This is a genomic window from Rhabdothermus arcticus (assembly GCF_055382915.1).
The window spans coordinates 415,867-441,740 of record NZ_AP043808.1 but is presented as its reverse complement, the minus strand read 5'-3'; the positions used below and the strand labels follow the sequence as shown (position 1 = coordinate 441,740).

General features: G+C 69.8%; 25 protein-coding genes. 12 read left to right on the top strand and 13 right to left on the bottom strand.

The window, feature by feature from the left end; all coding sequences use genetic code 11:
• Window positions 1-57: 57 nt before the first annotated feature.
• From rnr to glmM, 5 genes are read right to left on the bottom strand one after another with little or no spacing between them, the layout of a single operon-like run.
• On the bottom strand, window positions 58-2,292 hold the full coding sequence (gene rnr / locus ACZ48Y_RS02410) for a ribonuclease R (protein WP_464741804.1): 2,235 nt from the start codon (window positions 2,290-2,292) through the stop codon (window positions 58-60).
• Between the two features lie 8 nt (window positions 2,293-2,300).
• Entirely contained in the window at window positions 2,301-3,539 is a 1,239-nt protein-coding gene (locus tag ACZ48Y_RS02405) for an aspartate aminotransferase family protein (protein ID WP_464741802.1), read from the bottom strand.
• 47 nt (window positions 3,540-3,586) lie between these two features.
• The gene (locus ACZ48Y_RS02400; RefSeq protein WP_464741800.1) at window positions 3,587-3,988 is read right to left on the bottom strand and encodes an acyl-CoA thioesterase; all 402 of its coding nucleotides are present in this window, start codon (window positions 3,986-3,988) and stop codon (window positions 3,587-3,589) included.
• Entirely contained in the window at window positions 3,985-4,275 is a 291-nt protein-coding gene (locus ACZ48Y_RS02395; RefSeq protein ID WP_464741798.1) for a ribosome-binding factor A, read from the bottom strand. Before ACZ48Y_RS02395 ends, ACZ48Y_RS02400 begins: the two co-directional genes overlap by 4 nt.
• Window positions 4,276-4,292: 17 nt before the next feature.
• Entirely contained in the window at window positions 4,293-5,579 is a 1,287-nt protein-coding gene (gene glmM, locus ACZ48Y_RS02390; protein WP_464741796.1) for a phosphoglucosamine mutase, read from the bottom strand.
• 151 nt (window positions 5,580-5,730) lie between these two features.
• Between glmM and ACZ48Y_RS02385 the strand changes: the two genes are divergently transcribed.
• A complete protein-coding gene (locus tag ACZ48Y_RS02385) occupies window positions 5,731-6,336 on the top strand; it encodes a DUF4388 domain-containing protein (protein WP_464741794.1) in 606 nt (201 codons plus the stop codon).
• On the opposite strand, the gene polA is transcribed toward ACZ48Y_RS02385, so the two are convergent.
• Genes polA through aroE form a run of 4 tightly spaced genes read right to left on the bottom strand, consistent with a single transcriptional unit; the run spans window position 6,333 to window position 10,849 of the window.
• Entirely contained in the window at window positions 6,333-8,828 is a 2,496-nt protein-coding gene (gene polA / locus ACZ48Y_RS02380; RefSeq protein WP_464741792.1) for a DNA polymerase I, read from the bottom strand. The genes ACZ48Y_RS02385 and polA overlap by 4 nt on opposite strands.
• Before the next feature lie 4 nt (window positions 8,829-8,832).
• Window positions 8,833-9,414, bottom strand: coding sequence for an IMPACT family protein (locus ACZ48Y_RS02375; protein WP_464741790.1), 582 nt, complete (start codon window positions 9,412-9,414; stop codon window positions 8,833-8,835).
• A gap of 48 nt (window positions 9,415-9,462) precedes the next feature.
• Complete coding sequence (locus tag ACZ48Y_RS02370) at window positions 9,463-10,062, bottom strand: hypothetical protein (RefSeq protein ID WP_464741788.1); 600 nt, start codon at window positions 10,060-10,062, stop codon at window positions 9,463-9,465.
• Window positions 10,063-10,066: 4 nt separating this feature from the next.
• Window positions 10,067-10,849 (bottom strand): shikimate dehydrogenase, encoded by a 783-nt coding sequence (gene aroE / locus ACZ48Y_RS02365; protein ID WP_464741786.1) that lies wholly within the window; start codon window positions 10,847-10,849, stop codon window positions 10,067-10,069.
• Between the two features lie 19 nt (window positions 10,850-10,868).
• On the opposite strand from aroE, the gene ACZ48Y_RS02360 reads away from it, so the two are divergent.
• The 7 genes from ACZ48Y_RS02360 (at window position 10,869) to cdd (ending at window position 16,881) form a co-directional block, all read left to right on the top strand.
• Window positions 10,869-12,137 carry an NfeD family protein gene (locus ACZ48Y_RS02360; protein WP_464741784.1) on the top strand — a complete coding sequence of 423 codons (1,269 nt, stop codon included), beginning with the start codon at window positions 10,869-10,871 and terminating at the stop codon, window positions 12,135-12,137.
• On the top strand, window positions 12,138-13,115 hold the full coding sequence (floA, locus tag ACZ48Y_RS02355; protein WP_464741782.1) for a flotillin-like protein FloA: 978 nt from the start codon (window positions 12,138-12,140) through the stop codon (window positions 13,113-13,115).
• Between the two features lie 277 nt (window positions 13,116-13,392).
• Window positions 13,393-14,388: a PhoH family protein gene (locus tag ACZ48Y_RS02350; RefSeq protein WP_464741779.1), complete on the top strand. Its 996-nt coding sequence runs from the start codon at window positions 13,393-13,395 to the stop codon at window positions 14,386-14,388.
• Window positions 14,381-14,800, top strand: coding sequence for an rRNA maturation RNase YbeY (gene ybeY / locus ACZ48Y_RS02345; RefSeq protein WP_464741777.1), 420 nt, complete (start codon window positions 14,381-14,383; stop codon window positions 14,798-14,800). The genes ACZ48Y_RS02350 and ybeY overlap by 8 nt, the downstream gene beginning before the upstream one ends.
• Window positions 14,755-15,153, top strand: a complete 399-nt coding sequence (locus ACZ48Y_RS02340) for a diacylglycerol kinase (RefSeq protein ID WP_464741775.1) — start codon at window positions 14,755-14,757, stop codon at window positions 15,151-15,153. Before ybeY ends, ACZ48Y_RS02340 begins: the two co-directional genes overlap by 46 nt.
• Window positions 15,150-16,517: a hemolysin family protein gene (locus ACZ48Y_RS02335; RefSeq protein WP_464741773.1), complete on the top strand. Its 1,368-nt coding sequence runs from the start codon at window positions 15,150-15,152 to the stop codon at window positions 16,515-16,517. Before ACZ48Y_RS02340 ends, ACZ48Y_RS02335 begins: the two co-directional genes overlap by 4 nt.
• Window positions 16,498-16,881, top strand: coding sequence for a cytidine deaminase (gene cdd, locus ACZ48Y_RS02330; RefSeq protein ID WP_464741771.1), 384 nt, complete (start codon window positions 16,498-16,500; stop codon window positions 16,879-16,881). Before ACZ48Y_RS02335 ends, cdd begins: the two co-directional genes overlap by 20 nt.
• Here cdd and ACZ48Y_RS02325 read toward each other — a convergent pair.
• The 3 genes from ACZ48Y_RS02325 to ACZ48Y_RS02315 are packed head-to-tail and all read right to left on the bottom strand — an operon-like array spanning window position 16,878 to window position 20,325.
• Window positions 16,878-17,675 (bottom strand): hypothetical protein, encoded by a 798-nt coding sequence (locus ACZ48Y_RS02325; protein ID WP_464741769.1) that lies wholly within the window; start codon window positions 17,673-17,675, stop codon window positions 16,878-16,880. The genes cdd and ACZ48Y_RS02325 overlap by 4 nt on opposite strands.
• Before the next feature lie 11 nt (window positions 17,676-17,686).
• Window positions 17,687-18,544 (bottom strand): dihydrodipicolinate synthase family protein, encoded by an 858-nt coding sequence (locus ACZ48Y_RS02320; RefSeq protein ID WP_464741767.1) that lies wholly within the window; start codon window positions 18,542-18,544, stop codon window positions 17,687-17,689.
• Window positions 18,541-20,325: a hypothetical protein gene (locus ACZ48Y_RS02315; protein WP_464741765.1), complete on the bottom strand. Its 1,785-nt coding sequence runs from the start codon at window positions 20,323-20,325 to the stop codon at window positions 18,541-18,543. Before ACZ48Y_RS02315 ends, ACZ48Y_RS02320 begins: the two co-directional genes overlap by 4 nt.
• A gap of 19 nt (window positions 20,326-20,344) precedes the next feature.
• Between ACZ48Y_RS02315 and sdaAB the strand changes: the two genes are divergently transcribed.
• The 4 genes from sdaAB (at window position 20,345) to icd (ending at window position 24,643) form a co-directional block, all read left to right on the top strand.
• A complete protein-coding gene (gene sdaAB, locus ACZ48Y_RS02310) occupies window positions 20,345-21,019 on the top strand; it encodes an L-serine ammonia-lyase, iron-sulfur-dependent subunit beta (RefSeq protein ID WP_464741763.1) in 675 nt (224 codons plus the stop codon).
• 412 nt (window positions 21,020-21,431) lie between these two features.
• The gene (locus ACZ48Y_RS02305) at window positions 21,432-22,763 is read left to right on the top strand and encodes a hypothetical protein (RefSeq protein WP_464741761.1); all 1,332 of its coding nucleotides are present in this window, start codon (window positions 21,432-21,434) and stop codon (window positions 22,761-22,763) included.
• Complete coding sequence (locus ACZ48Y_RS02300; RefSeq protein ID WP_464741759.1) at window positions 22,760-23,347, top strand: lysostaphin resistance A-like protein; 588 nt, start codon at window positions 22,760-22,762, stop codon at window positions 23,345-23,347. Before ACZ48Y_RS02305 ends, ACZ48Y_RS02300 begins: the two co-directional genes overlap by 4 nt.
• 15 nt (window positions 23,348-23,362) lie before the next feature.
• Window positions 23,363-24,643 (top strand): NADP-dependent isocitrate dehydrogenase, encoded by a 1,281-nt coding sequence (gene icd / locus ACZ48Y_RS02295; protein ID WP_464741757.1) that lies wholly within the window; start codon window positions 23,363-23,365, stop codon window positions 24,641-24,643.
• Window positions 24,644-24,837: 194 nt separating this feature from the next.
• Here the strand turns inward: icd and ACZ48Y_RS02290 are convergent, their stop codons facing one another.
• The gene (locus tag ACZ48Y_RS02290; RefSeq protein WP_464741755.1) at window positions 24,838-25,857 is read right to left on the bottom strand and encodes a methyltransferase domain-containing protein; all 1,020 of its coding nucleotides are present in this window, start codon (window positions 25,855-25,857) and stop codon (window positions 24,838-24,840) included.
• Between the last annotated feature and the right edge of the window lie 17 nt (window positions 25,858-25,874).

Genomic DNA, 25,874 nt, shown 5'->3' with positions numbered 1-25,874 from the left:
AAAATCCCTTCCCTTCCACGTTTATTCTCCCCTCGCGGCGAGGGAGGGATGTCCTGGCTAGCGGCGTTTCTTCTTCTCCTTCTCGCCTTCCCACTCGCCGAAGTACATCCGGTGAACGGTCAGCCGCACCGGCCGCTCGGGCCGATCCTTGCCTTGCGGCGGCCCGACCACGCGCCGCCGCGGTTTCTTGCCCTGTTTCTTCTCGCTCATCTCCACCTCCTTATGTGTTGCCGGGGCCAAGTCAATCTGCCGCAGCACCGGATTGGCCCCGGTGATCACCACCTCGATGGGGTCGCCGAGCCGGAGCTTTGCGCCGCTGTTGACCCCGACCAGCGCCAGGAGCTCGGGCACGTAAGCGTAGGGCTCGTCCCCCAGCTCCCCGACACGAATCAGCCCCTCGACGCCGTTTTCCAGGGCCACGAAAGCCCCGAAGTTCTGTACCCCGCTGACCACACCCGAAAAGCGCTCGCCGAGGTGCGCGCGTGCCCACCTGGCCTGATGGTACTTCGTGAGGTCGCGCTCCGCGGCCTCGGCCTTGCGCTCCTGGATCGAGGCGTGTTCGGCGATCTCCCCGAAGCGCGCGGTCCAGCGCGCTTTTTGCCGGGGGTCCAGCCGGTCCTCGATCATCGCCTTGACCACGCGGTGCACGACCAGGTCCGGGTAGCGCCGGATGGGGCTGGTGAAGTGCAGGTAGTCACGGAAGGCCAGACCGAAATGGCCGAGGTTCTCCTCCGCGTAGCGGGCGAGTTTGAGCGTGCGCAAAAGCAGGGTGGCCACCGCCGGCGCCTCGGGGCGGCCACTGGCCGCGGCGAGCACCTGCTGGAACGCCTTGGGGCTGGGCGCGCGGGCGTCGATCTCGTAGCCCAGCCGGCTCAGCGCCGCCACCAGTTCGGCGTAGCGGTCCTCGGCAGGGTCCTCGTGCACCCGGTAGATCGCGGGCAGGCCACGGCGGCCGAGCTCCGCGGCGACCAGCTGGTTTGCCAGGAGCATCATCTCCTCAATCAGGCTGCGCGCCCGAACCTCGGCCTGGGGAATGAGGATCACGCCCCCGTCCTCGGCCAGCTCGACCTTGACCTCGGGGAAGTGAAACTCCAGCGCCCCCGCCTCCAGGCGCCGTCGCTTCAAGGCCTGAGCGAGCCGGTCCAAGATAGCGAGGTCCCCGGCCAAAAACGGGGCCTCCTCCAGCGCCTCGCCGCCCAGAAAGCGCTCGACCTCGCCGTAGGTCAGGCGCGCCTTGGAGCGGATCACGCCCTTGACGAAGCGCACATCGTGGACCTCGCCGGCATCGTCGAGCTCGGCGATCACCGAGAGGGTCAGGCGGTCCTCGTCGGGGACCAGCGAAGCCACCCCGTTGGAGATCGCCTCGGGAAGCATCGGCAGCACCCGGCCCGGAAGGTAGACCGAGGTCCCCCGCAAGTAGGCCTCCTCGTCCAGCGCCGAGCCCTCGGGTACGTAGTGGCTGACGTCGGCGATGTGCACCCCGACCTCGAAGCGGCCGTTTTCGAGGGGACGGACGTGCAACGCGTCGTCGAAGTCCTTGGCGTCGGCGCCGTCGATGGTGAAGACGTTCAGTGGGCGAAAGTCCTCGCGCCCCTCGAGCTCGGCGCCGGCGGGCGGCCGGGCCACCCGGCGGGCTTCGGCGAGCACGTCCTCGGGGAAGGCGTCACGCAGGTCGTGCTTGAGGATGACCGCGCGAAGCTCGGCGCTCACCTCGTCGCCCTCGGCGAGGACCTCGCGCACCCGCGCCAGGACCTCTTTTTGGCCCGTCTCTTCGGGATAGAGGAGCGTGACCGCGATGCGGCTCCCCTCCTTGGCCTCGGACAGCCCCTCGGGGAGCAGCTTGACCTCCGGGGTGCGCCCGTCCTCCGGAGCCACCCAGGCGTAGCCGCGGCGGAAGAAGAGCCGACCCACGGTGTGCTTGTGGGCGCGCTCGAGGACCTCCAGGACCTCGCCGCTCACGCGCCCGTCACGCCCCTTGCCACGGATTCGGGCGCGGACCACGTCCCCGTGCCAGGCGCCCCTGAGCCGCTCCTTGGGGACGAAGAGGTCGGCACCCCCCGCTTCGGGGATGACGAAGCCGTACCCGTCCCGGGCCAGGGAGAGGCGGCCACGGATCCCCGAGGGTTCAGGGAGCCGGTAGTGGTTTTTCTCCTTCACCAGGCGACCCTCGGCGACCAGCGCGCGGAGCGCCTCCTTGACCTCGGCGCGGGGAAGCCCCAGCACCCTGGCCAGCTCCTTAGGGTGGTAGGGCTTGGGGGTGGCTCGAATGTGTTCGTAGATGCGTTCCTTCATTTCATAACCTAGAGGACGCCCTCGAGCATGGCGTCGGTCTGCTTGAGCGCGTCGGCCAGGGCCTCGAGGGCCTGGTCGACCTGCGCCCTTTCGACGATCAAGGGGGGCTCGAGGCGCATGACCTTGGGGTTGTTCAGGCCAAATGCGGTGAGCACCCCACGCGCGGCCAGCTCGCTGATCACCACCGCCCCGATGTCGGGGTCGGTGAACTCGACCCCCAGCAGGAGCCCCTTGCCGCGCACCGCCTCGATCAGGTGGGGCCAGTCCCCAGCGAGCTGCTCGAGCTGCGAGAGGAGGTAGGCCCCGAGAGCCTCGGCCCGCTCGGGCAGGCCCTCCTCGAGGGTGACCTCGATCGCCGCCAGCGCCGCCGCCGCCGCGAGCGGGTTGCCCCCGAAGGTCGAGGAGTGGAAGAGGGGGTTTTCCTTGAAGACCTCGAAGACCTCGGGCGTCCCCATCGCCGCCCCGATGGGCATCACCCCCCCGCCCAGGGCCTTGGCGCTGGTCATCAGGTCGGGCTCGACCCCCGACCACGCCGCGGCCCAGAGCCGGCCGGTGCGGCCCATCCCGGTCTGCACCTCGTCGAGGATCAACAGCGCCCTCTTGGCCCGGGTCAGCGCACGCAGGCCCTGGAGGTAGCCCTCCGGCGGCAGGCGCACGCCCCCCTCCCCCTGAACCGGCTCGACGATGAAGGCCGCGGTGTGCTCGTCGATCGCCGCCTCGGCGGCTTCAAGGTCGCCGAAGGGCACCACCTCGACCTCGGGAACGAGCGGCCGCACCGGGTCCTGGTAAGGCGCCCTCGGGGTCAGCGAGAGGGCTCCCATCGTCTTGCCGTGGAAGCCTCCTTCGGTGGTCACGAGCTTTGGCCTTCCGGTCGCGGCCCGGGCCAGCTTGAAGGCGGCCTCGACCGCCTCGGTCCCGGAGTTGCCGAAGAAGGTCATCGAGATCCCCCCCGGGGTGATCTCGGCCAGCTTTTCCGCCAGCCGGGCGGTGGGCTCGGAGACCATCAGACGGGTGCTCATCGGCATGCGGTCGAGCTGACGCTTGACCGCCTCCACCACCCGCGGGTGCCGGTGCCCGAGGTTCAGGGCCCCGTAGAGCCCGAGGAAGTCGAGGTAGCGACGGCCCTCGCTGTCCCAGACCCAGACCCCTTCGGCGCGGGCCTCGACGCGGTCCAGCCCGGTAAAGCGCAAGAGCGCCGCCAAGCCAGGGTTCACGTGGCGTTCAAAAAGCGAAAATGCGTTGTTCATGCGTCCTCCGACCGGGCCTTGGCCCTCGGGTCTTTAGTATACCACACTCAAGTCACGGCGGCCTCGCGGAGACGGGACAAGAGCGGCTCGGGCAGGCGCTGGACCCGGCCGTCCCGCCCCTGGGGGACGTGCACGGTGCGCGCGGTGGCGAGCAGCCGCCCCTCGCGCTCGACGCGATAGGCGAAGGCCACGCGGCGGCTCGCCACCTGATCGAGCCAGGTCACGACCTCGACGATCTCGCCGTAGCGCGCCGGAGCGCGGTAGGCGAGCGCAAGGTCCACCACCGGAAAAAAGAGCCCCTCGGCCTCGAGCGCGTGGTAGGGGAAGCCAAGCCGCTCCAGCCAGACGCTCCTCGCCTCCTCCAGCCAGACGACGTAGGCGGCGTGATGGACGACCCCCATCTGATCGGTCTCCGCGTAGCGCACGCGGATGGGATGAACCAGCCTCAAAGCACCTCCTCGGGGCGGGTGAAGAAGGAGAGTCGAGGCACGCGCCGCATCTCCACCTCGTGCGCCAGGGCCTCCTGGATGTAGCCGTGGGCGCGGTTGAGGATCATCGCCGCCTCCTCGCCGCGCTCGAGCGCGCTGATCAGGACCCGCCCCTGGGTCAGGTCCGGGCTCAACCGCACCCGCTCGACGCTGACGATGAGCGGCAGTCGGGGATCCTGCATCTCGTGGATGATCTCGGCGAGCGCCCGGGCCACCCGGGCCTCGAGCCGCATGCGCGCCCGGCTCATCGCTCACCTCCTCACCCTTAGTCTATGCCCTCGATCGCCTCCCGCAAGCCTTCGGCCAACGCCCGCACCCGCGCTTCCTCGGGCCCCTCGACCATGACCCGAATCAACGGCTCGGTGCCGGAGGGGCGAACGTTGATCCGGCCCTCCGGCAGGACCCGCTCGGCCTCCTCGACCAGCGCCTGCAGCCGGGGATCGGCCATCACCCGGGCCTTGTCCCGGACCCGGGCGTTGGCGATCACCTGGGGGTAGAGATTAAGCCGATCCACCCACTCGGCGAGGTCGGTGCCGCTTTGCTTAAGCGCGTGCAAGGTCAGCAGCGCAGTGATCAGCCCGTCCCCGGTCGGCGCGTGCTCGCGAAAGATGACGTGACCGCTTTGCTCGCCGCCGAGGGGGAGGTCCTGCTCCTCCATCAGCTGGGCGACGTAGCGATCGCCGACCGGTGCCCGATGAAGGGGGATGCCTGCCTCGGCCAGGGCGTGCTCCAGGCCGAGGTTGGTCATCAGCGTGCCCACGACGCCCGCCGGCCGGCGCAACAGGGCGTGAAGGTAGAGGACGTGGTCCCCGTGGGCGATGCGACCGTAACGGTCGGCGAAGATCGCCCGGTCCGCGTCCCCGTCGAAGGCCACGCCGGCGTCGAACCCCAGTTCCCGCACCATGCGCGCCATCAGCGCCGGGGCGGTCGCGCCGGAGCCGGCGTTGATGTTCTTCCCATCGGGGCTTGCGGCCAGGACGAAGACCTCCGCCCCGGCCCGGCGCAGCGCCTCGGGACCGACGCGAAAGGCCGCGCCGTTGGCCGCGTCGACGACGACGCGCAGGCCCGAGAGGTCCACCCCAAGCCCTTCGAGGAACGCCAGGTAGCGGGCCTCAGCCTCCTCCCCCGGCGCCAGGCACCCCCCCTCGCGATGGGGCAACCTTCCCTCAAGGCGGGCTTCGATCACCGCCTCCAGCGCGTCGGGGATCTTCTTTCCCTCGGGGGAGAAGAACTTTACGCCGTTGTCCGTGTAGGGGTTGTGGCTCGCCGAGATTACCGCCCCCGCGGCGGCGCCGTAGGCCCGCACCAGGCTGGCCAACGCCGCGGTGGGCAAGATCCCGAGCCGGCGCACCACCCGGCCCTGGTCGAGCAGGCCGCTGACCAGCGCGGCCTCGAGCATCGGCCCCGAGGCCCGGGTGTCCCGGGCAACGAGCACCTCGCCCCGGGGCAGCGCGGCCGCCGCGGCCTGGCCCAGCCGCAGCACGAAGTCCGGGGTCATCGGGGGTTCGCCCACCCGTCCGCGAATGCCGTCGGTGCCAAAGTAGCGTCGCATCCGCGGCCGAGTGTACCACCCATTTGGGGGATGGCTGGGACAAGCCTCGCCGCTAGAATCCCAACCAGGGCGGCAACGAAGCCACGTCCCGAGACGGGCGCCAGGGGACGCGGTGGAGCCAGTGGCGCGACCGGCCCGACCTGGAGGGCCGATGGCGTTCGAAGGCAGCTTGGACAACACGGGGCTCTTGGAGCTGCTCCCAGTGGTCGCCCACCGCGACGGCGAACTCAAGATCGAAGGCCCGGGCCCGGCGCTGAGGCTCTTCATCCAAAAGGGCCACCTGATCTGCGCGCACCACGAGGGCCGGTCGCTGCACGAGCCCGAGCTCGAGGACCTGCTCTTCGCGCTGGTGAACGCCGCCAAGGGAACGTTCCGCTTCGAACCGCAACGGCGGGCGCTGCGCTGTACGGCCCCCCTGAACCTTCCCCTGGAGGCGCTCTTCCTTCAGGTGGCCACGCTCACGGACGAGGTCGCCCGGATGGGTACCCCCCTTCCCGACGCCCGGGCCCGCGCCTGGTTGAGGCGCCCACCGGCGACGGCCGACCCCGAGCTCAGGCTCTTCCTGCAGCACGCCGCGCCCTATCTCAAGAAGGGGGCCGAGGTCGGGGTCCTCGCCCACGCCCTCTCGCTCTCGCTCGTTCGCACCCGCTACATGCTGGCCAAGGCCGCAGCCGATGGCCTGGTCGTCCTCTCCAAGGACGCCCCCAGGCGGGGACCGACCCTTTGGCGCCGGCTCTGGCCCTTCTCCAAGCCCTAGGCCTTGGCCGCGTACCAGTTCTCCCCCACCCCGACCTCGGCGACGAGGGGCACCTTAAGCGGCCAGACCTGCTCCATGACCTCCTTGGTCATCCGGGCCGCGTCTTCCGCCACCCGCGCCGGGGCCTCGATGACCAGCTCGTCGTGCACCTGCAGCAAGAGCCCGGCCTCGAGCGTTTCGAGGCGCGGGTCGAGCTGGAGCATCGCCCGCTTGATCAGGTCCGCGGCGGTACCCTGGATCGGCATGTTGATCGCCACCCGCTCGGCGGCCTCGCGCACCCGACGGTTCGAGGAGTTGAGGTCCGGCACGTAGCGGCGGCGCCCGAAGAGGGTCTCGACGTAGCCCTTCTTGCGCGCCTCGTCGAGGAGGCGTTCGAAGAAGACGCGGACCTTGGGGAAGGACGCGAAGTAGCGCTCGATGAAGGCCTCGGCCTCCTGGTAATCGATGCCCAGGGTGGCCGCCAGGCTGTGCGCCCCCATCCCGTAGAGCACCCCGAAGTTCACCGTCTTCGCCGCCCGGCGCATCTCCGGCGCGACGTTTTCGGTGCCGAAGATCCAGGCCGCGGTCGCGGCGTGCACGTCGCGGCCTTCTTGAAAGATGCGGATGAGGTGTTCGTCTCCCGAGAGGTGCGCGAGCACCCGCAGCTCGATCTGGGAGTAGTCGGCGACGATGAGCTTCTTGTCCCGGTCGGCGACGAAGGCACGGCGGATCTTGGCCCCCCACGCGCCGCGAACCGGGATGTTTTGCAGGTTGGGGTCGGAGGAGGAGAGCCGGCCGGTCGCGGTTCCGGTCTGGTGAAAGCGGGTGTGCACCCGCCCGGTCTTGGGGTGCACCAGCTTGGGCAAGGGATCGACGTAGGTGCCCTTGAGCTTGGTCAGCTCACGGTACTTGAGGATTAGCTCGACCACCGGGTGCTGGGTGCGCAGGGCCTCGAGGGTGGCCGCGGAGGTCGAGCGCTTTCCAGTCTTGGCGGTCTTCTTGATCGGCGGGAGCCCCAGCTCGTCGTAGAGGACCGTTTCCAGCTGGTCCCGGGAGTTCAGGTTGAACGCGTGCCCCACCAGCCGGAAGACCTCCGCCTGGACCTCAGCGATCTCGAAGGCCAGCTGCTCGGAAAGCGCCTTCAGGTAGTCGGTGTCGAGGCGGATGCCACGGCGCTCCATCTTGGCCAGGACCTCGGCCAGCGGCCGCTCGAGCGCCTCGTAGAGCTCAAGCAGTTTGGGCTCGCCTTCGAGGCGCGGACGCAGGATCCGCCAGAGCTCATGGGCGCCGACCGCGCGATCCTTGGGGTCCTCAGTCCAGTCCCCGGCACCGTAGCGCCGCACCGTCCCCGCGGGGTCGTTGTTCGTGGGATCGAGCAGGTAGGCCACGAGGAGGGGGTCGTCCCCGGGCGGGCGGGTGTGCCCCTCGCGCCGGGCCAAGACCGACAGGTCCTTGGCCAGGATGGCGTTGAGCTGGGGGAAGTCGGCGAGCACCCGCACCTCGGCCGGCCCCTCGGCGACGTGGCCGTCCCAGGCCGCGGCCAGGCCCAAGAGCTGCCCCCACATCGGGCGGGGATCGTCGAGCCGGTAGCCGAGGAAGGCGGTCTTGGGGGGCGGCCAGTCGGCGGCCTCGACCTTGGGCGTGGTAAGAAGCCCCAGCTCGCGCAGGATGGAGCCGAACTCCAGCGCCTCCAGAAAGCGGCGCAGGCCTTCGCGGTCCATCTCCCGGCGGTGGCAGCTGGCGAGGTCCACGTCGAGGTCCAGGTTGGTTTCGATCTTCGAGAGCTGGCGGGAGAGCTCGAGCGCCTCCCGGTCCGCCTCGATCTTCTTGCGTACCGCCGGGGGCACCTCGTCGAGGTGTTCGAGGAGCCGGTCCAAGGAGCCCCAGGTCTGGATCAGCTTCGCCGCGGTCTTGGGCCCGATCCCCTTGACCCCGGGGATGTTGTCCGAGGGGTCCCCGACCAGGGCCCGGTAGTCTACCCAGGCCGAGGGGGGCACGCCGTACTTCTTCTCGACCTTCTCCGCGGTCATCGTCTCCCCGGTGGGCAGCCAGACCTTGACCCGGTCGGAGAGGAGCTGGAAGAGGTCGCGGTCGGAGGAGACGATCACCACCTCGTAGCCCTGGGCCTCGGCCTCCTTCGCCAGGGTGCCGATCACGTCGTCGGCCTCGTAGCCCGGGACCTCGAGCCGGGTCAGCCCAAGGAGGTCGACCGCCTCCTTGATCTTTTCCACCTGGGGCTTGAAGTCCGCCGGAGTGGGCGCGCGCTGGGCCTTGTAGGCGGCGAAGGCGTCGTGGCGGAAGGACGGCCCCGGGGCGTCGAAGACGACGATCACGCAGTCCCCGTCCTCCCGCAGGAGCTTGAGCAGGGTGCGCAAGAACCCGTAGATCGCGTGAACCGGCTCGCCGCGGCTGGTGGTCATCTCGGGCAACGCGAAGTAGCTGCGATAGGCGAGGTGATGCCCGTCGACGAGCACGATGCGCTTCGGCCTTGGCTGAAACAGGGGCAGCTCCACGGGGCTATGCTACCGGTTCCACCTCCGCGCGGCCGCGACTCGCGTCGCCGAGCGCGCGCTGGAACCCCTCAACCTGGTCTTCCGGGAGACGGACCAGGTAGCTTGCGACCTCCCCGTAGCGCTCGGCGAGCTTCTCCCCGGAGAACGCGGGCAGCACCCGGTAGAGGGCCTCCATCGCGTCGAAGGGGAGGCGCACCCGGAGCTCGACGTAGCGCACGATCGGACGCCTGGGGGCCCGGCGCAAGCACTCGGCGGCGACGCCCCCGTAGGCCCGCACGAGCCCCCCGGCCCCGAGCTTGATGCCGCCGAAGTAGCGGGTGACGACCACCATCACCCGGTCCAACCCCTGACCCTCGATCGCGGCCAGGATCGGCCGTCCCGCGGTGCCCCCGGGCTCGCCGTCGTCGGAGAACCGGTAGGCCTGGCCGATGCGGTAGGCCCAGCAGTTGTGGGTTGCCTGGGGATCGCGCACCGTTTCGAGGAAGGCCATCGCCGCCTCGGGGTCCTCGACCGGCGCGGCGTGGCAGACGAACCGGCTCTTCTTGATGACCTCCTCGTGGGAGGTCGGCGCGCTCAGGGTCTCCACCCTCCTAGCCTAGCGCTTCCATAAAGCGCTCATCGACCCACCGTTGTTTCAACCCTTGGTACCACCCACCTCTTCCCCATCGAGGAGGCGCCGGGTGCGACGGTTCAAAACACAGCCATAGAGGAAGGGCAGCGTGAGCACGAGCAGCCAAAGCGGCCAGGAAGGCGAAAGAACAAAGGCGACGAGCGCGAGGGCAATGATCATGAACGCCTCCAACCGCGCATCGAAGCCGCCGCGCACCAGCCAGAACCGCCCCCAGCGCTCGAGGTCCCCGCGGACCACAAGGCCCTCGGCCTTCAACGCCCGGGCCAAACCCCATGGATCGTCGATCCCGCCGTCGAGCCGCACCCGCCGCCCGTCGGAAAGCACAAGCTCAGCCCTGGGGGCGGCGCAGGGGAGGCTGGGCGCCTCCTCCACCACGACCTCGCGAACCGCGCGCAAAGGGTAGCGGCAGTCCGAAAGCCAAAGCGCCCCATCCCGCAACGCCCAGGCCGGTCGCATGGCGAGCAGCGACAGGAACCCCCAAAGCCCTATCAAAAAGAGCGGCAAGGCGACCCGCGGATCGGCGAGCAAGGCCACCGCGAGCGCCACCATCCACACCAGCCAGGCCCCCAGGACGAGGCGCGCCCTCCGATCGCAAACACCCATGGCTCTAGCCTAGCCCCCGGCGCAAAGCGGCGCGCATGATTTCGACCGGAGCCCTTCTCCCGGTCCAGCGCTCGAAGGCCAGCACCCCCTGCCAGAGCAGCATCCCCAACCCATCGACGGTCCTCAAACCGGCGGCCTCGGCCTCCTTGAGGAACCGGGTCCTTAAAGGGCGGTAGACCAGGTCCACGGCGGCCCCCTGGCGGGGAAAGAACGCCGCCGGGAGCGGGGTGGCCGCAGGGTCGTCGAGCCCCACCGAGGTGGCGTTGACGATGAGGTCCGCCGCTTTGGCCGCGCTTGGCGGCCGCACCTCGACCCCGAAGGCCTTGGCCAGCGCCGCGGCGCGCGATGGGGTGCGGTTATGCACCCAGACCGTCCAACCGGTCCGGGTCAGCGCGTCGACCACCGCTCGCGCCGCGCCCCCGGCGCCAAGCACGAGGGCCGTCCGGCCCTCGACGCCGGCCTCCTCCAGGCTCTTTAAGAACCCCGGCGCGTCGGTGTTCAGACCGACGAGCCGCCCGGCCTCGTTGACCACCGTGTTCACCGCGCCGATCCGCCGCGCCCCCGCCTCCACGTCGTCCAAAAGGGAGAGGATCCGCGTCTTCAAGGGGACGGTGACGTTGACCCCCGAAAACCCCGCGCGAACCGCCTCGAGCCGCGTCGCCAAGGCCTCAGGCGGGGTGTCGAGGAGCAGGTAGTCGCCCTCGATCCCAAGCGCTGCGAGCGCTGCCCGATGCATGACCCGGGAGAGCGAGTGACCGACGGGATGCCCCAAAAGCCCCAGCCGCATATCCTGTATCCTAGTGGCAGTGCGCCTTTTTCTTCTCATCTTGCTCCTTGTCACCGGTCTGGGTCAGGCCCGGACCTTCCTGATCCCCGTCGAGGGCGAGATCGACCCGGCGCTCGCGGTCTTCATCGACCAGGCCCTGAACCGCGCCGAGGCCGAGGGGGCCAGCGGCGTGGCCCTTTACATCGACACCCCCGGCGGCCGGGTGGATGCGGCGATCCGCATCTCCGACCGGATCCTGGAGACCAACCTCCCCACCCTGGCGGTGGTCAAGAACGCCTTCTCCGCGGGTGCCCTGATCGCGCTCTCCGCGGAGCAGATCGCGATGCTGCCGGGGTCGGAGATCGGCGCCGCGCTCCCCGTCCAGGTCATCCCCGGCGTCAAGTACGAAGCCGCAGACCGCAAGATCATCAGCGCCCTCAAGGGAAAGTTCCGGTCCGTTGCCGAGGCCCGGGGACGACCGGTGCGGCTGGCTGAGGCGATGGTGGACCCGGAGATCGAGGTCGAGGGGCTCTCCGCCAAGGGCGAGCCCCTTACTCTTTCCGCGGAGAAGGCGGTCGAGCTGGGCCTTGCTGACTTCACCGCCGCGAGCCTGAGCGAGGCCCTGCAGAAGGCCGGGTTCTCCACCGAGCTGGTGCGCGTCACCCCCGGGGCCCGGGTGCGCGCGGCGCGGTTTTTGACCTCGACCACCGTCGCCGCGATCCTCCTCGCGGTGGGGGTCTTGGGCCTGTTGATCGAGGCCCTCACCCCGGGGTTCGGCCTGCCCGGGGCGGTGGGCATCGCCGCGCTCGGGCTCTACTTCCTCGGGGGCTACCTGGCGGGGATGAGCGGGGCGCTCGAGGTCCTCCTCTTCTTCGCCGGGGTGCTCCTCCTGCTCGCCGAGGTCTTCCTCATCCCCGGCTTCGGCGTTGCTGGGATCGGCGGCCTGGCCCTGGTCCTGGCCTCGATCTACTTCACCTTCGGCGACCGCGCGCTCTACGTCGGCTCGCTCGCCGTCATCATGATCGCGCTCGGCCTGGTCGCCGCCGCCCGTTTCCTGCCCCGCTCCCGAGCGGCGCGGGCGCTGGTGCTGGAGTCCGCGATCCAGGGCGAGGCCCCGCCCAAAGCGCGCCTCAAAGCACTGGAGGGAGCGATCGGCGTGGCCCTCACCCCCCTGCGCCCGGCGGGCACCGCCCAGTTTGGGGAACGCAAGGTGGACGTGGTCACCGAAGGCGAGTTCATCGAACGTGGCAGCACCGTTCGCGTCGTGCGCGTGGAGGGCGCGCGCGTGGTGGTTCGAAAGGAGGCGTAAATGGACATCACCGTTTTGATCATCGCAGGCCTCATCCTCATCGCGCTCTTCGTTCTATTTAGCATCGTTCCCATCGGGCTATGGATCTCGGCCTGGGCGGCCGGGGTGCGGGTGCCGCTGATCACCCTGATCGCGATGCGCCTGCGCCGCGTTCCCCCGGCCCGGATCATCTACCCCTTGATCAAGGCCACCAAGGCCGGGATCGAGGTCCCGCTGGAAAAGCTCGAGGCCCACTACCTCGCCGGGGGCAACGTGGACCGCGTCGTCGACGCCCTGATCGCCGCCCAGAAGGCGGGGATCGACCTCACCTTCGACCGCGCCGCGGCGATCGACCTCGCCGGGCGGGACGTGCTGGAGGCGGTCCAGGTCTCGGTCAACCCCAAGGTGATCGAGACCCCGCGCATCGCCGCAGTGGCCAAGGACGGCATCCAGCTCATCGCCGTCGCGCGCATTACCGTCCGCGCCAACATCGACCGCCTGGTCGGCGGCGCCGGTGAGGAGACGATCATCGCCCGCGTCGGCGAGGGCATCGTCACCACCATCGGCTCCGCCCAGTCGCACAAGGACGTCCTGGAAAACCCCGACCTCATCAGCAAGGTGGTGCTGGAAAAGGGGTTGGACTCGGGGACCGCGTTCGAGATCCTCTCGGTGGACATCGCCGACGTGGACGTGGGCAAGAACATCGGCGCCCAGCTGCAGATCGACCAGGCCGAGGCGGACAAGAAGATCGCCCAGGCCCAGGCGGAAAAGCGCCGCGCGATGGCGGTGGCCGCGGAGCAGGAGATGCGGGCCAAGGTCGAGGAGATGCGGGCCAAGCTGGTCGAGGCCCAGGCCGCGGTGCCGCTGGCGATGGCCGAGGCCCTGAAGGCCGGCCGCATGGGGGTCATGGACTACTACCAGATGAAGAACATCGAGGCCGACACCGACATGCGGGAGTCGATCAGCCGCGCGGCCAAGGAAGGTGAGGAGGAGACTTGAGCCTCGACGACCTCCTCGGCCTGCTCTTTCTCCTGCTCTTCGTGGTGGCTCCGGTGGTGCGCGGGCTGTTCACCCGGGGCGAGCCGGAGCTTCCCCCAGCGGAACCCCCACCCCCGCCCCCGCCACGGAAACAGGCAACACCGCGCCGCTCAAGCCCTCCCGAGCCGAGAGCGCAGCCAGCCCCGGCGGCCGTCGCCCCTAAAAAGCCGGAACCGCCGGCCAAGAAGCGTCGGCTTCGCCTGCGAAGGGACCGGGATGGTATCCTGGAAGGGATTGTATGGCACGAGATCCTCTCCGAGCCGAGGGGCCGACGTCCGTGGAAGCCGAAGCGCTGATTCGTGTTAAGAGCCCCGAGGAGGGGTTCCGCCTCCTGGGCGAGGCCGACCGCTGGCTGAAGTACCTGCGCGAACGCCTGACCGCGCGCATCGTGGCGCGGGGCAACGAGATCCGCATCAGCGGGGACCTCGACGCGGTGGCCGCCGCCGAACAGGCGATCAAGGACCTCCTGGCCCTGGTGCGGCAGGGAGCGGAGCTGGACGAGCCCACCGTGGAGCAGGCGATCCAGCTGGCCCTCGAGGGCAAGAGCCTCTTCGCCGAGACCGAGGCCCGGCCCCGGGGGTTCGCCTTGCCCAAGCGGCTGAGGCCCAAGACCCCTGGGCAAAAGCGCTACGTCGAGGCCATCGCCGCCAACGACATCACCTTCGGCATCGGCCCCGCGGGCACCGGCAAGACCTACCTGGCGGTGGCCATGGCGGTGGCCGCGCTGAAGGCCAAGCACGTCAAGCGCATCATCCTCACCCGCCCCGCGGTCGAGGCCGGGGAGCGGCTCGGCTTTCTCCCCGGGGACATCCAGGCCAAGGTCGACCCCTACCTGCGCCCGCTCTACGACGCGCTCTTTGACATGATCGACCCCGAGCGCTTCGAGAACTACTTGCAGTCCGGGGTGATCGAGGTCGCGCCGCTGGCCTTCATGCGCGGCCGCACCCTCAACGACGCCTTCATCATCCTCGACGAGGCCCAGAACACCACCCCCGAGCAGATGAAGATGTTCTTGACCCGCATGGGCTTCAACTCCAAGGTGGTGATCACCGGCGACGTCACCCAGATCGACCTGCCCAAGGCGGCCAAGAGCGGGCTGGTCGAGGCCGAGCGGGTGCTCAAGGGGATCGAGGGCATCGCCTTCGTGTACTTCACCGAGGCCGACGTGGTGCGCCATCCCCTGGTGGCGCGGATCATCCGGGCCTATGAGAAGGCGGAGGCCGCCCGTGGTTGACGTCGTCGCCGAGGCCGAGGCCCCCCCAGACCTCATCCCCCTGATCGAGGAAAAGCTCGCCAGACTGATGGACGAGCTGGGGGTGGGGGACAAGGCGGTGACCGTGGTCTTGACCGACGACCCCCGAATCCGCGAGCTCAAGCGGGTCCACTGGGGGGAGGACGCGCCGACCGACGTCCTCTCCTTCCCCACCTTCGAGCCCGGCGACCCCTTCGTCCCCCCGCACCTCGGGGACATCGTGATCAGCCTGGACACCGCCCGCCGCCAGGCCGAGGCGAAGGGGCACGGGCTCGCGGACGAGGTGCTGATCCTCGCCGCCCACGCGCTCTGGCACCTCATGGGGCACGACCACACCACGGAGGACGCATGGACAGGGTTCCGCAAGGTCCAAGATCGCATTCTCGAGCTCTGACCCCGAAGGGCCTCCTGACCGCCTTCGGCTACGCCTGGCAGGGCCTGGCCTACGCGTGGCGGGCGCAGCCCAACTTCCGGCTGGAGGTCGCGATCGGGTCCCTGGCCCTGACCCTGGCCCTGATTCTCAAGGTCACCCTCTGGCCGGTGCTGATGCTGATCATGACGGTGCTGACCCTCGAGCTCTTGAACACCGCCTTGGAGGCCCTGGTGGACCTGGTGCAGCCCGCCTACCACCCGATGGCCAAGGCGGTCAAGGACACCGCCGCAGCGGCGGTCTTGGTGGCCAGCCTGTTCGCCGCCGGCATCGGCCTCTTGCTGTTCCTCCCCGCGCTGATCGAACGATGGCCATGAACGAACGCGACCATCCCCCAAGTCCCGCCCGCCTTTTGGCGACGGTCCTCTTCCTCTTGCCCCTGGCCGCCGCCCAGGGGACCACGGGAGCGATCCACCCCAGCGAGATCCTGGCGCTGGCCCTCTTGCTCCTCCTCTCCGGATTCTTCTCCGCGTCGGAGACCGCGCTGACCACGCTCTGGCCCTGGAAGATCAAGGAACTGGCACGCCGCGAAGGGGAAAGGAGCCCCTTTCACCTGGTCGAGGCGGACATCACCCGCTTTCTGACCACGATCCTGGTGGGCAACAACCTGGTCAACGTCGCCGCCACCGCGCTGGTCACCGACATCGCCACCAAGCTCTACGGCTCCGCCGGGGTCGGCATCGCCACCGGGGTGATGACCGCGCTGGTCCTCTTCTTCGGCGAGATCACCCCCAAGTCCCTGGCCGTGCACCACGCCGACCGGCTCGCGCGGCTGGTAATCCTGCCGATCTACTGGCTCTCGATCCTGCTCTACCCGGTGGGCCGCTTCTTCAGCTGGAGCGCGAGCCTGATCTTGCGCGTGTTGGGCCTGGAGTCGAAGAACGAACCCCTGGTCACCGAGGAGGAGCTCAAGCTGATCCTCGCCGGCGCGGAGCGCTCGGGCGCGATCGAGGAGGAAGAGGAGGACATGATCAAGGGGGTCCTCGAGCTCGAGGACACCCAGGTGAAGGAGATCATGGTCCCCCGCGTCGAGATCGTGGCCATCGAGGCCGAGGCCACGCTCAAGACCTTTTTGGACCTCATCCGCGAACACCGCTACTCCCGCTACCCGGTCTACAAGGAGACGATCGACCAGATCGTGGGGGTGGCGATCGTCAAGGACCTCCTCGACTACATCGAGGACGGACACCTGGAGCGGGTCCGGGTCGAGGCCATCGCCCACGAGCCCTACTTCGTCCCCGAGAGCATGAGCGTCTGGGACCTGCTGGTCGAACTCAGGCGACGCAAGTTCCACATGGCGATCGTGGTCGACGAGTTCGGCGGCACCGCCGGCCTGGTGACCCTCGAGGACATCATCGAGGAGATCGTCGGCGACATCTACGACGAGACCGATGAGCTCGAGGAAAGCATTCAAACCCTCCCCGACGGCAGGCTGCTGGTCGAAGGCCAGTACCCCCTGGACAAGCTCGCCGAGCGGCTCGAGATCACCTTCCCGGAAGGCGACTACGAAACCCTCTCCGGGTTCCTCTACGAGCGCTTCGGGCGCATCCCCGAGGTCGGGGAACGCATCGACTGGGAGGGCTATCGCTTCACCGTTGCCGAGGCCGACCGCCGCCGCATCGAGTGGGTCAAGGTTGCCCGGACCGAAGAGGAGGTAACCGATGAAACGCCTGAAGGTTGAGGCAATGGCGGTGCAAGCGCGGGCCTACGCCCCCTACTCCGGTTTCCCGGTGGGTGCCGCGCTCCTCGCCGAAGACGGCCGGATCTACGTGGGGGCCAACGTCGAGAACGGCGCCTTTCCGCTCTCCCGCTGCGCCGAGCAGATCGCCGTCGGGGCCATGGTCAGCGCTGGGGCGCGGCGCATCCAGGCGGTCTGGGTGCACTCGACGAGCTCACCGCCAGCCACCCCCTGCGGGGCCTGCCGCCAGGTGATCGCCGAGTTCGCCGGACCCGAGACCCTGATCTACGTGAGCAACGACCACGGCGAGGAGCACCGCTACACCCTCGGCGAGCTCCTGCCCGAGGTCTTTCGCCTGAAGCCTTAGGGCAGGCGGGTTTCGACCGCAAGGGCGAACGCCCTTCGCCAAACACCGGCGACGCTGGCCTCAAACCGCCCCGAAAGGCGCAGCGGCGCTCCCGAGCGCAACCGACCGAGCAGGCCCGGCCACCTCACCAGCGGCAGCGAGAGCGCAGCCTCGGCCGTCCCCTCCCCCGCGGGGGGGAGGTCGAGGTCCAAAGGCACTTCTCCGATCGGAAGCCCGGCGAAGTCGAGCGCGAAGGCCCCAGCAAGGTGAACGCCCACCGGGTTGGGGTTCCCAACCCCGAACGTCAGCGCCAGGCGCAGCGCCCCGCCCTCGATCCCCACCTGCGCCGCTCGGATCCTGACCTCCGGGGGCCGCCAGCGCCAGGCCACCTGGACGCGGTCCTCGAGCAGGGTGTAAGGGCCGAGCCAGACCCGAACCCCGAGCGCCTCCACCCGCACCCGGCCGGTGAGGGATAAGGGCAGCGCCTCCCCGCGCAAGAGCGCGCCCGCGCGCTCCAACGAGGGCCCCAGGGGAAAGCGCACGACGATGCGCGCCTCACGCCTGCCGGACGCGGGAAGCCGGACCTCGGGCAGCGCAGCGCGGGCCCGCAAGGCGCCGAGACGCGCCGTGAGCTCGCTTTCAACGAGTGGCAGCGCGTAGGGATTGGGATTTTCCAAGGACAGCCTGAGGGCCAGGGTGAGCGAATCGGCAAAGGGGTCGAGGGCCACGAGCTCAGCCCCGAGCAGGCGCGCGCTGGGCGGCGCGGGAGCGGTGATCCGGGGCGCGCAGGCGGCCAGCACGAACAAGAGCAACATCCAAGCGGGCCTCACGGCGTCCACCCCGCTTCGACGGCGGATTCCAAAAGCGGCTTGAACCTCGGCCAGAGCGGGCTCTCCTGGGGCAAGGGGGGCCGGGGATACCCCGCGGGGAGGCCCAGATGGCGCATCGCTTGCTTGAGCAAGACCGGGCCTCCCTGCCCGAGCAGGCGACCCAGCGGGTAGAGGGCCAGCTGAAGGCTTCTGGCCGTCTCGAGCGCCCCTGAGCGGGCCGCGTCGAAGAGGCGCCGCACCAGCCGCGGCACCAGGTTGGCCACCGCCAGGATGCCCCCCTCGGCCCCGTACATCAACGCATCGAGAACGATCAGCGCGCTGCCGCTAAACCGGCGCAAGGGGAGGTCCCGGGCCGCGTAGTCTAGAAAACGCCTGGCGTCGCCGCTCGAGTCCTTGATCCCCTCCACCCCATCGAGCTCGGCGAGGCGGGCGACCAGGTCCAGGGGCAGGTCCACCCGGGTCAGCTGGGGCACGTGATAGAGCCAGACTGGAAGCCCTACCCGGGTCAGCCCGGCGAAGTAGGCGAGGTGCCCCGCCTCGTCCAACAGGGCGTTGAAGAACCGCGGGGGAAAGGCCAAAACCGCGTCAGCCCCGGCGGCCCGGGCGGCCTCGGCGTGGTCCACGGCCTGGGGCAGGCTCTCGTCGCCCACGCCGGCGAGGAAAAACCCTGGCACCCTTACCCGCATCAGCCCGCGTCGCCGCTCCTCGGCGGTGAGCAGCGGGGCTTCACCGTTGGAACCGAAGATCAGCGCCCCGTCGACGTGGGGCGCCAGCCGATCCAAGATCGCCTGCAGGGCGTCCCAGTCGGGACGGCCCTCGGCGTCGAAAGGGGTGGGGACCGGGGGCAGGATCATGCGCCCCTCCTCGCGTAGAGCCAGCCCCAGTGCACGAGGTAGGCCAGACCCAAGACCCAGACCCCATCAGGATGCCCGTCGATCGCCCGCCAGGCGCCGAAGGCCGCGAGGAAGAAGAGCAAAAGCCCCACCCCCTCGCGGAACGCCTCGACCCCCGGCAGGAGGGCCCGCACGAGAAGGGAGAGGCGCGGGGGCGGGCCCTTCGGACGGGGCCACACGAGCCCCAAGAGGGTGTAGAGCGCGGCCAGCAGGAAGAGGACCAAGACCACGTAGGCCAGCCCCGGGCTGGGAAAGACCGCAAGGCCGGCGTAGGTGGCCAGCGGCCGCGCTGCGAGCTCGCGAAGGAGCGCGCGCCAGTAGAGGGCCCGAGCTTCCTTGGCCGAGGGGTAGGCTCCGCGTGCCACCCCGAGCCGCAAGAAGGCCTGGGTGAAGGCATCCCCGCCGAGGCCGAGCGCCTCGCGCACACGGGGGTGGGCGGGGTAGCGGGCCAGGACCTCAGCGTAACGCCCCTGGGCCAGGAGCGCGGCAGGGATCGAAAGCGGGGGCACCTCCCCCCGGGCGAAGGCACGGAGCGCGTCGGTCTCCGGGGTCTGCGGCGCGGAGGAAAGCCAGGCCGCGAACCGGGCGGTCTTCAGGCTTCCGTGGTCGAGGGGGAGGCGCCCGGCCTCGAGGGCCGTCCCCCAACCCAAGAACGCCGCCCCCGCCACGAGCAGGAGAACCAACGCCAGGACGCGCTCGATCGCCCCCAGCGAGGCAAAGGCCAGCCAGGAGCGGCCCGGGCTGACCACCCCCTTGATCAAGAGGGCCAGCCAGGCGAGCGCAACCAGCCCGAAGAGGGTCCGGCTGACCTCGGGGTAGGGCCAGCCCAGCGCGCGCTCGAGGTAAGGGCCGAGCGCCGCGAGCCGTGCGCCGAGCGCTCCGGAAAAGCGCTCTGCCAGGTCAGCCCGGATGGGGGCGTCGAGGACCGCCGGGAGCGCCTCGGCGAGGACGCGGGCAGCGGCTTCGCTCCCGCCCTTGGCCAGGTCCAGGAGGCGGTCCGAGATCGGATCCGGCTTCCAGCCCAGGTCGGGGCGGTGGCCGCGGGCGAAGACGTCGCGCTCTGCGGCCTCGAGGTCCCGTGGGGTCGGCTCGGCCTTGCCCACCAGGCTCCAAAAAGGGCGCGGCCCGTCGTAGGGGCCGAGCTGGGCCTCGATCGCCCAAAGCGCCTTGAGGGCTTCGGGGTCGGCTTCGTAGGGAAGATCGACGAGCGCCGCGAGCGAAAGGACCCGCCCGTCCACCAGCCGGACCCGGCCGCCCTCCAGGAGCGCGGCCACCCTCCGGGGCGGGTAGTGCCGCACCACGGCTCCGGTGACGCGGTTGACCTCGAGCACCAAAAGCCCGCGGGCCAGATAGACCCGCCCGCCCTCGACCCGGGGCCCGAGCCAGCGCCCCGCTTCGGGCAGGGGCAATACCCGCCAGCCGAGGTCCAGCCCCTCCGGGGTCAGGCGGGGTTCAGGGAGCACCGCCTCCAGGACGCCCTCCAGCGGCCCCTCGGGCAGCATGACGCGAACGACGTAGCGACCAGGGCGTTCAGGGACGAAGCGCAGGCGCAGGTTCCCGTCGAGGGTCTCGACGCTCTCCACCCGGGTCCCCTCGGGGCTTTCCACCTCGAGCGCGTAGGTCCCCGGGGCGAATCCCTCGCCAAGAACCTCGACCGGCTGCCCCACCACCCCCGTCGGGGGCACGCTCAGGCTGGCAGCCGCGGCGATGGCGAATAGAAAAACGCTCCATACGATACGCATGGTGCTATTCTAGCCTCATATGAGCCTTTTGGAGATGATCGGGCCGGTGATGATCGGCCCTTCCTCGAGCCACACCGCCGGGGCGGCGCGGATCGCCTGGCTGGCGCGCCAGATCCTCCCCGCACCGCCCACCCGAGCGGAGTTCCACCTCCACGGCTCCTTTGCGGAGACCGGAAAGGGCCACGGCACCCACCTGGCGCTGATCGGAGGGGTCCTGGGACTGGCCCCGGACGATGCGCGCATCAAGAAGGCCGAGGCCCTTGCCGAGGCCGCGGGACTGGAATACGCCTTCAAGGCGGTCGAGCTCGGCGACGTGCACCCCAACACCGTGCGCATCATCCTGGAAAACCCCGAGGAGCGCGTCGCGGTCTACGGCTCCAGCCTCGGCGGAGGGCTGGTCAAGCTCTGGCGGCTCGACGCCTTCGAGGCCCGGATTACCGGAGCCGCGCCCACCCTCCTGGTGAAGCACGTGGACACCCCGGGGGTCATCGCCCGGGTCGCCCGGGTGCTGGCCGACGACGAGGTCAACATCGCTTACCTGACCTCGAGCCGGGCCAAAAAAGGCGGTGAGGCGCTGATGTCCATCGAGGTGGACCGGCCGATCTCCGAGCTGCCGCTCAAGTACCTCAACCACCTCTCCTACATCCTCTGGGCCCGGCTGATCCCGCCCCTTCCCGAAGCCGGGCAGGGATAACCCGGGCCCTTAGGCACCCGGCTCGTGGCGCTGGTCGCAGCCCACGCGGTCCCCGCGGCGCTGCGCCGCCTGGGCCAACGGATGCCTACGCCGAGCGCATCCGCCGCGCCTAGGCCCGGTCATCTGGTCCCCGGTGGCGGTGACCGGGATCCCCCGGAAAACGTCCTTTTGGCCGCGGACCTGCCCGCGCGCTCACGGGCCCTTAAGGAGCGGGCCCACGCCGAACGGCTGGTCGTTCCCGCCCTGACCAAGCCCCCCTCGGCTACGCCGCAAAAGAGGTTTGGAAGCCGGTGGGGCCGGTCAAGGCCGACGTCGAGCGGGGCGCCGTCTTCGCCCGCTACCCGGTCTAGGGCCGCGCTCCCGGCCTGACCCGGCTATGCCCTGGACCTCGGCGGAGAATAACCTAAACGGGATGCGACCGCTCTTCGTCTACGACGCCGGCCCTATGGAGGCCAGCGCCGCGCTCAGGCGGGTGAGGGCCGCGCACGCGACCTGGCCGCCAGGAGCTTTGGTCTTCTTCTCCGGGTTCCTGCTCGACCTCCTCCCGGAGGACCTTGCGGAAGCGATCGGCGAGCGGGTGGCCAAGGACGGCCTGGAGCTCCTCGGGGGAGGTCTTTACTCCCCCTACCTGCCGCTCCTTCCCGAACGCGACGCGGCTTGGCAGCTCGCCGACATGGCCGAGCGACTTGAGGCGCTCTTTGGCGTCGAGGCCTCGGGCGCCTACCTCGCCGATGGTGCCTTCGACCTCCCCCTGATCGAAGTCCTGGCCGACGAGGGCTACCGCTATGCGCTCCTTCCCCGAAGGGAGCTCGAGGCCCCGGCCCACGTCGAGCTCAAAGGCCAGGGCCTGACCCTCTATCCCTACGACGCCGCGGGGGTTGACTGGCGCCCGCCGGAACCCAACGCGCCCTTCCCCGCGGCGACCTTCGCCCTCCCCGACTGCGCCCATCCCCGCCTCCTACCCCGGCGGGTGCCGGAAGCCAAGGACCTCCTGGCCAAGATGCGCTGGGTCTCGGACAAGCTCGAGGAGGCCCACCGCCCTCCGGAGGCCGCCTACCAGGACCTCTACCGCGGGCAGTGGGGCCGGGCCTACGGGGACGACCCCCAGGCCCGGCGCTGGGCCCACCGCCAGCTGATGGCCGCGGAGAACCGCTCCGATCCGCGCAAGTACGCCTGGGTCGAAACCAGCCTTGAGGACATCGACGGCGACGGCCACCTCGAGGCCGTCCTGGAAAGCCACGTCCTCAGCGCCTTCTTGCGCCCCGCCGAGGGCGGACGGCTCTTCGCGCTGGACCTCCGCGACCACAGCGAGCCACTGATCGCCTCGCGCAGCCTGGGCCTTTACTTCGCAAAGACCGCCTCGGACCTGCCCGCGCACCCGAGCCCCCTCAACGAGGCCCGGTTCGAGGCCAGCCGCTACCGCGAGCGGGTCCACCTCGTCGCCGAGGGTGCACTGGGGCCGCACGCGGTGGCGGTGAAAAAGAGCTTCAAGCTCAAGGCCAAACGCCGCCGTCTGGAGGTCGAGCTCAGGGTGCAAAACCGGGATGAGGAGGCCCTTTCCGGCTGGTTGGGGCTTGACCTTTGGACCTATCGGCCGCTCGCCGAGATCCCCGGGCTGGCGCTCGAGCTCGGCCCCGAAGGCACCGCGATCGAACGGGCGGGAGGCCTGCTCCTGGCCTTTCCCCTCGAGCTCGCCCCCGGTCGTTCCCGCAAACTCGCCCTAGCCTTCGAGGTTCCAGCATGACCCGGTTCTTCCTCTTCCTGTTGGGGCTGGAAGCCCTGGCCCTCGCGCTCGGCGCCCTCGGCATGCGGGCGCTCGGCGCGCCGGTCACCGGCGGGTTCCACCCAGCCCGCGACCTTGGCGCCTTTGTGCTCCTCTACTGGGCCCTGGTTGGCCTGGAGGCGGTGATCGAACGCCTCTTCCCCGACGCGAGCGCCGCCGCCGAGGCCCTGATCCGCGGGGTGGGCCGCGCCCTCTCCCTCGCCCCCCACCCGGGGGCGCTGGCCCTCGCGCTCTCCGCGGCCAGCGCCCTCGGCGAGGAAGTCTTGTTTCGCGGGTGCTTGCAAACCCTACTCGCGCGCTGGCTTGGCCCCCTTTTCGGGGTCGTGCTCGCCGCGCTGATCTTCGCCCTCTTCCATCCCGTGCCTAACGCGCGCGCTTGGATCTACCCGGTTTATGTCTTCGTCGCGGGCCTGCTCTTCGGCGCCAGCTACCTTCTCACCGGTTCGCTCGTCCCCGGCCTCCTCGCCCACTTCCTCTTCAACCTCAAGGGCTTTCTCGAGGCCCTCGAGGAGGGCGAAATGCCCCGGCCCCACGGGTATGCTTAGGGGCGGAGGTGCACGATGCCCAACTTCGAGAAGATCAAGGTGCCGGAATGGGGCGAGAAGATCCGCATTGAAAACGGCCACCTGGTGGTGCCGGACCATCCCATCATCGCCTTCATCGAGGGCGACGGCACCGGCCCGGACATCTGGAACGCGGCCCAGCCTGTCTTCGACGCCGCGGTGGAAAAGGCCTACCAGGGCCAGCGCAAGATCGCCTGGATGGAGGTCTACGCTGGGGAGAAAGCGAACCGCGTCTACGGCGAGGAGGTCTGGCTCCCCGAGGAGACGATCGAGGCCATCCGCGAGTACCTGGTCGCGATCAAGGGGCCGCTGACCACCCCCATCGGCGGGGGCATCCGCTCGATCAACGTGGCCATCCGCCAGCGTCTCGACCTCTACGCCTGCGTGCGCCCGGTGCGCTACTTCGAGGGCGTGCCCAGCCCGGTGAAGCACCCCGAGCTGGTGAACATGGTCGTCTTCCGCGAGAACACCGAGGACATCTACACGGGCATCGAGTGGCCGGCGGGGTCCGAAGGCCAAAGAACGCTGCTTGCCTTCCTCAAGGAGACCTTCCCCGAGGCGTACCAAAAGATCCGCTTCCCGGAGAGCTCCGGGTTGGGGCTCAAGCCAATCAGCGAGGAGGGGACCAAGCGCCTGGTCGAGGCGGCGATCAACTACGCCCTCAAGGAAGGGCGTAAGAGCGTCACCCTGGTGCACAAGGGCAACATCATGAAGTACACCGAGGGGGCCTTCCGCAACTGGGGCTACGAGGTGGCGCGGGAGAAGTTCGGCGCCGAGCCCCTGGAAGGCGGCCCCTGGCACGTGCTGAAAAACCCCCAGACCGGCGAGGACCTGGTGATCAAGGACGTGATCGCCGACAACTTCCTGCAGCAGATCCTCACCCGGCCGGCGGAGTACGACGTCATCGCCACCCCGAACCTCAACGGCGACTACATCTCCGACGCCCTCGCCGCCCAGGTCGGGGGGATCGGGATCGCCCCCGGCGCGAACATCAACTACCGGACCGGCCACGCGGTCTTCGAGGCCACCCACGGCACCGCCCCCAAGTACGCCGGCCAGGACAAGGTCAACCCCAGCTCGGTGATCCTCTCCGGGGAGATGATGTTCCGCTACCTGGGCTGGACCGAGGCCGCGGACCTGATCATCAAGGCCATGGAAGCCACGATCAAGGAGGGCCTCGTCACCTACGACTTCCACCGCCTGATGGTCGCCGAGGGCAAGGAAGCGAAGCTTTTGAAGACCAGCGAGTTCGGCCGGGCGCTGATCGAGCACATGTAGCTCCGGCGCCGAACGGGGCGGGTGGTCGAAAGCCACCCGCTCTGTTTGTTTTGCGATGCGCCACCTTCGAATCACCGGCCTTCAAGGCGTTCTCCGTGATACGGCGAGCGTCGCCGCCTTTGGCGCGGTGATGCCGCCGTCGGCCCAGAACGGGCTCAACGCCGAGGCCACGCCTTCCCAACGACAAAGCAGGGTCAATCGGCGCCCCGCTCGAGCACGAAGTAGCCGGGGTAGAGCCCCCCGATCTCCACGACCCGGCGGTGCACAAGGGAAAACCCTCCGACCCGCCGCACGATCCGGTCCACCCAGCCCCGCTTCAACACGAGAAAGCCGAGCCGCCCCCCGGGCCGCAGCACCCGGCGGGCTTCCATGAAGAAGTCGCGGTAGAGCAAGTAGAGGTTCTCCGAGCGGCCGAGACGCATGCCGTAGGGGGGATTGGCCACCACGTAATCGAAGGCCCCCTCCCCGAAGGCCTCACCGAGGCGACGGGCGTCCCCCACCTCGAACGTGACGTGGGCGTCGACCCCGGCGGCGCGGGCGTTTTCCCGGGCGCCGGCCACCGCGCGGGGATTCTTGTCGATGCCCAGAATCTCCAGCCCCGAAAACGCCTCCGCGGCCTCGATGGCGATCGTGCCGGATCCGGTGAACGCGTCGAGCAAGCGCCCGGACCGGACGCCGAGGAGGCGCAACAGGCCGTAGGCGACGCTGGTCTTCAGCGCCGCGGGGGGCGCGTAGACCTTTGGGTAGCGGAGCGACAGCGCCCGGTCGGTGAGCTGCAAGCCGAGGAAGATCGCGTCCTCGAAGAGGTCCACCCGGACCCGGACGTCGGGGTGCTCGAGGTCCACCGGCGCCCGGTAGCGCGTCACCAGCAAGGCCCCGTAGGCGCGCTCGAGCTCGGGGCTTCGAAACGCGTGCTGCCCCCGCCGGTGCACCCGCACGGCGAACGATCGCTCCGGGCCGAGCCCGGGGATGGCGAAGCCCGAGAGCGCCCCGAGGGCCGCCTCCAGCGTCGGGGCAGCAAGCCGCGCGTGGCCCAAAAACCGCACCACGTGGTGGACCGAGCGCAGGGAGAAGAGCGGCGCGACCTCGGACACCTCGGCGATGACCAACCCGCGGTAGCCGAAGGGGCGGGCCTCGCCAACCGAACCGCGCTCGCGGAGCTCGGCCAGGGTCACGTCCTCGAGGCCGGGGTCCAGGGTGAGTAAAACCCGCACCGGTTCATTATGCTAAG

Excerpts from the sequence above, each read along its gene's own strand:
- ACZ48Y_RS02350 (WP_464741779.1), top strand. The coding sequence starts at position 13,393 with ATGGCACGAGATCCTCTCCGAGCCGAGGGGCCGACGTCCGTGGAAGCC.
- ACZ48Y_RS02340 (WP_464741775.1), top strand. The coding sequence starts at position 14,755 with ATGGACAGGGTTCCGCAAGGTCCAAGATCGCATTCTCGAGCTCTGACC.
- ACZ48Y_RS02315 (WP_464741765.1), bottom strand. The coding sequence starts at position 20,325 with ATGCGTATCGTATGGAGCGTTTTTCTATTCGCCATCGCCGCGGCTGCC.
- floA (WP_464741782.1), top strand. The coding sequence starts at position 12,138 with ATGGACATCACCGTTTTGATCATCGCAGGCCTCATCCTCATCGCGCTC.
- ACZ48Y_RS02320 (WP_464741767.1), bottom strand. The coding sequence starts at position 18,544 with ATGATCCTGCCCCCGGTCCCCACCCCTTTCGACGCCGAGGGCCGTCCC.
- cdd (WP_464741771.1), top strand. The coding sequence starts at position 16,498 with ATGAAACGCCTGAAGGTTGAGGCAATGGCGGTGCAAGCGCGGGCCTAC.
- ACZ48Y_RS02335 (WP_464741773.1), top strand. The coding sequence starts at position 15,150 with ATGAACGAACGCGACCATCCCCCAAGTCCCGCCCGCCTTTTGGCGACG.
- icd (WP_464741757.1), top strand. The coding sequence starts at position 23,363 with ATGCCCAACTTCGAGAAGATCAAGGTGCCGGAATGGGGCGAGAAGATC.
- rnr (WP_464741804.1), bottom strand. The coding sequence starts at position 2,292 with ATGAAGGAACGCATCTACGAACACATTCGAGCCACCCCCAAGCCCTAC.
- ACZ48Y_RS02395 (WP_464741798.1), bottom strand. The coding sequence starts at position 4,275 with ATGAGCCGGGCGCGCATGCGGCTCGAGGCCCGGGTGGCCCGGGCGCTC.
- sdaAB (WP_464741763.1), top strand. The coding sequence starts at position 20,345 with ATGAGCCTTTTGGAGATGATCGGGCCGGTGATGATCGGCCCTTCCTCG.
- ACZ48Y_RS02385 (WP_464741794.1), top strand. The coding sequence starts at position 5,731 with ATGGCGTTCGAAGGCAGCTTGGACAACACGGGGCTCTTGGAGCTGCTC.
- ACZ48Y_RS02305 (WP_464741761.1), top strand. The coding sequence starts at position 21,432 with ATGCGACCGCTCTTCGTCTACGACGCCGGCCCTATGGAGGCCAGCGCC.
- glmM (WP_464741796.1), bottom strand. The coding sequence starts at position 5,579 with ATGCGACGCTACTTTGGCACCGACGGCATTCGCGGACGGGTGGGCGAA.
- aroE (WP_464741786.1), bottom strand. The coding sequence starts at position 10,849 with ATGCGGCTGGGGCTTTTGGGGCATCCCGTCGGTCACTCGCTCTCCCGG.
- ACZ48Y_RS02325 (WP_464741769.1), bottom strand. The coding sequence starts at position 17,675 with ATGTTGCTCTTGTTCGTGCTGGCCGCCTGCGCGCCCCGGATCACCGCT.
- ACZ48Y_RS02300 (WP_464741759.1), top strand. The coding sequence starts at position 22,760 with ATGACCCGGTTCTTCCTCTTCCTGTTGGGGCTGGAAGCCCTGGCCCTC.
- ACZ48Y_RS02405 (WP_464741802.1), bottom strand. The coding sequence starts at position 3,539 with ATGAACAACGCATTTTCGCTTTTTGAACGCCACGTGAACCCTGGCTTG.
- ACZ48Y_RS02370 (WP_464741788.1), bottom strand. The coding sequence starts at position 10,062 with ATGGGTGTTTGCGATCGGAGGGCGCGCCTCGTCCTGGGGGCCTGGCTG.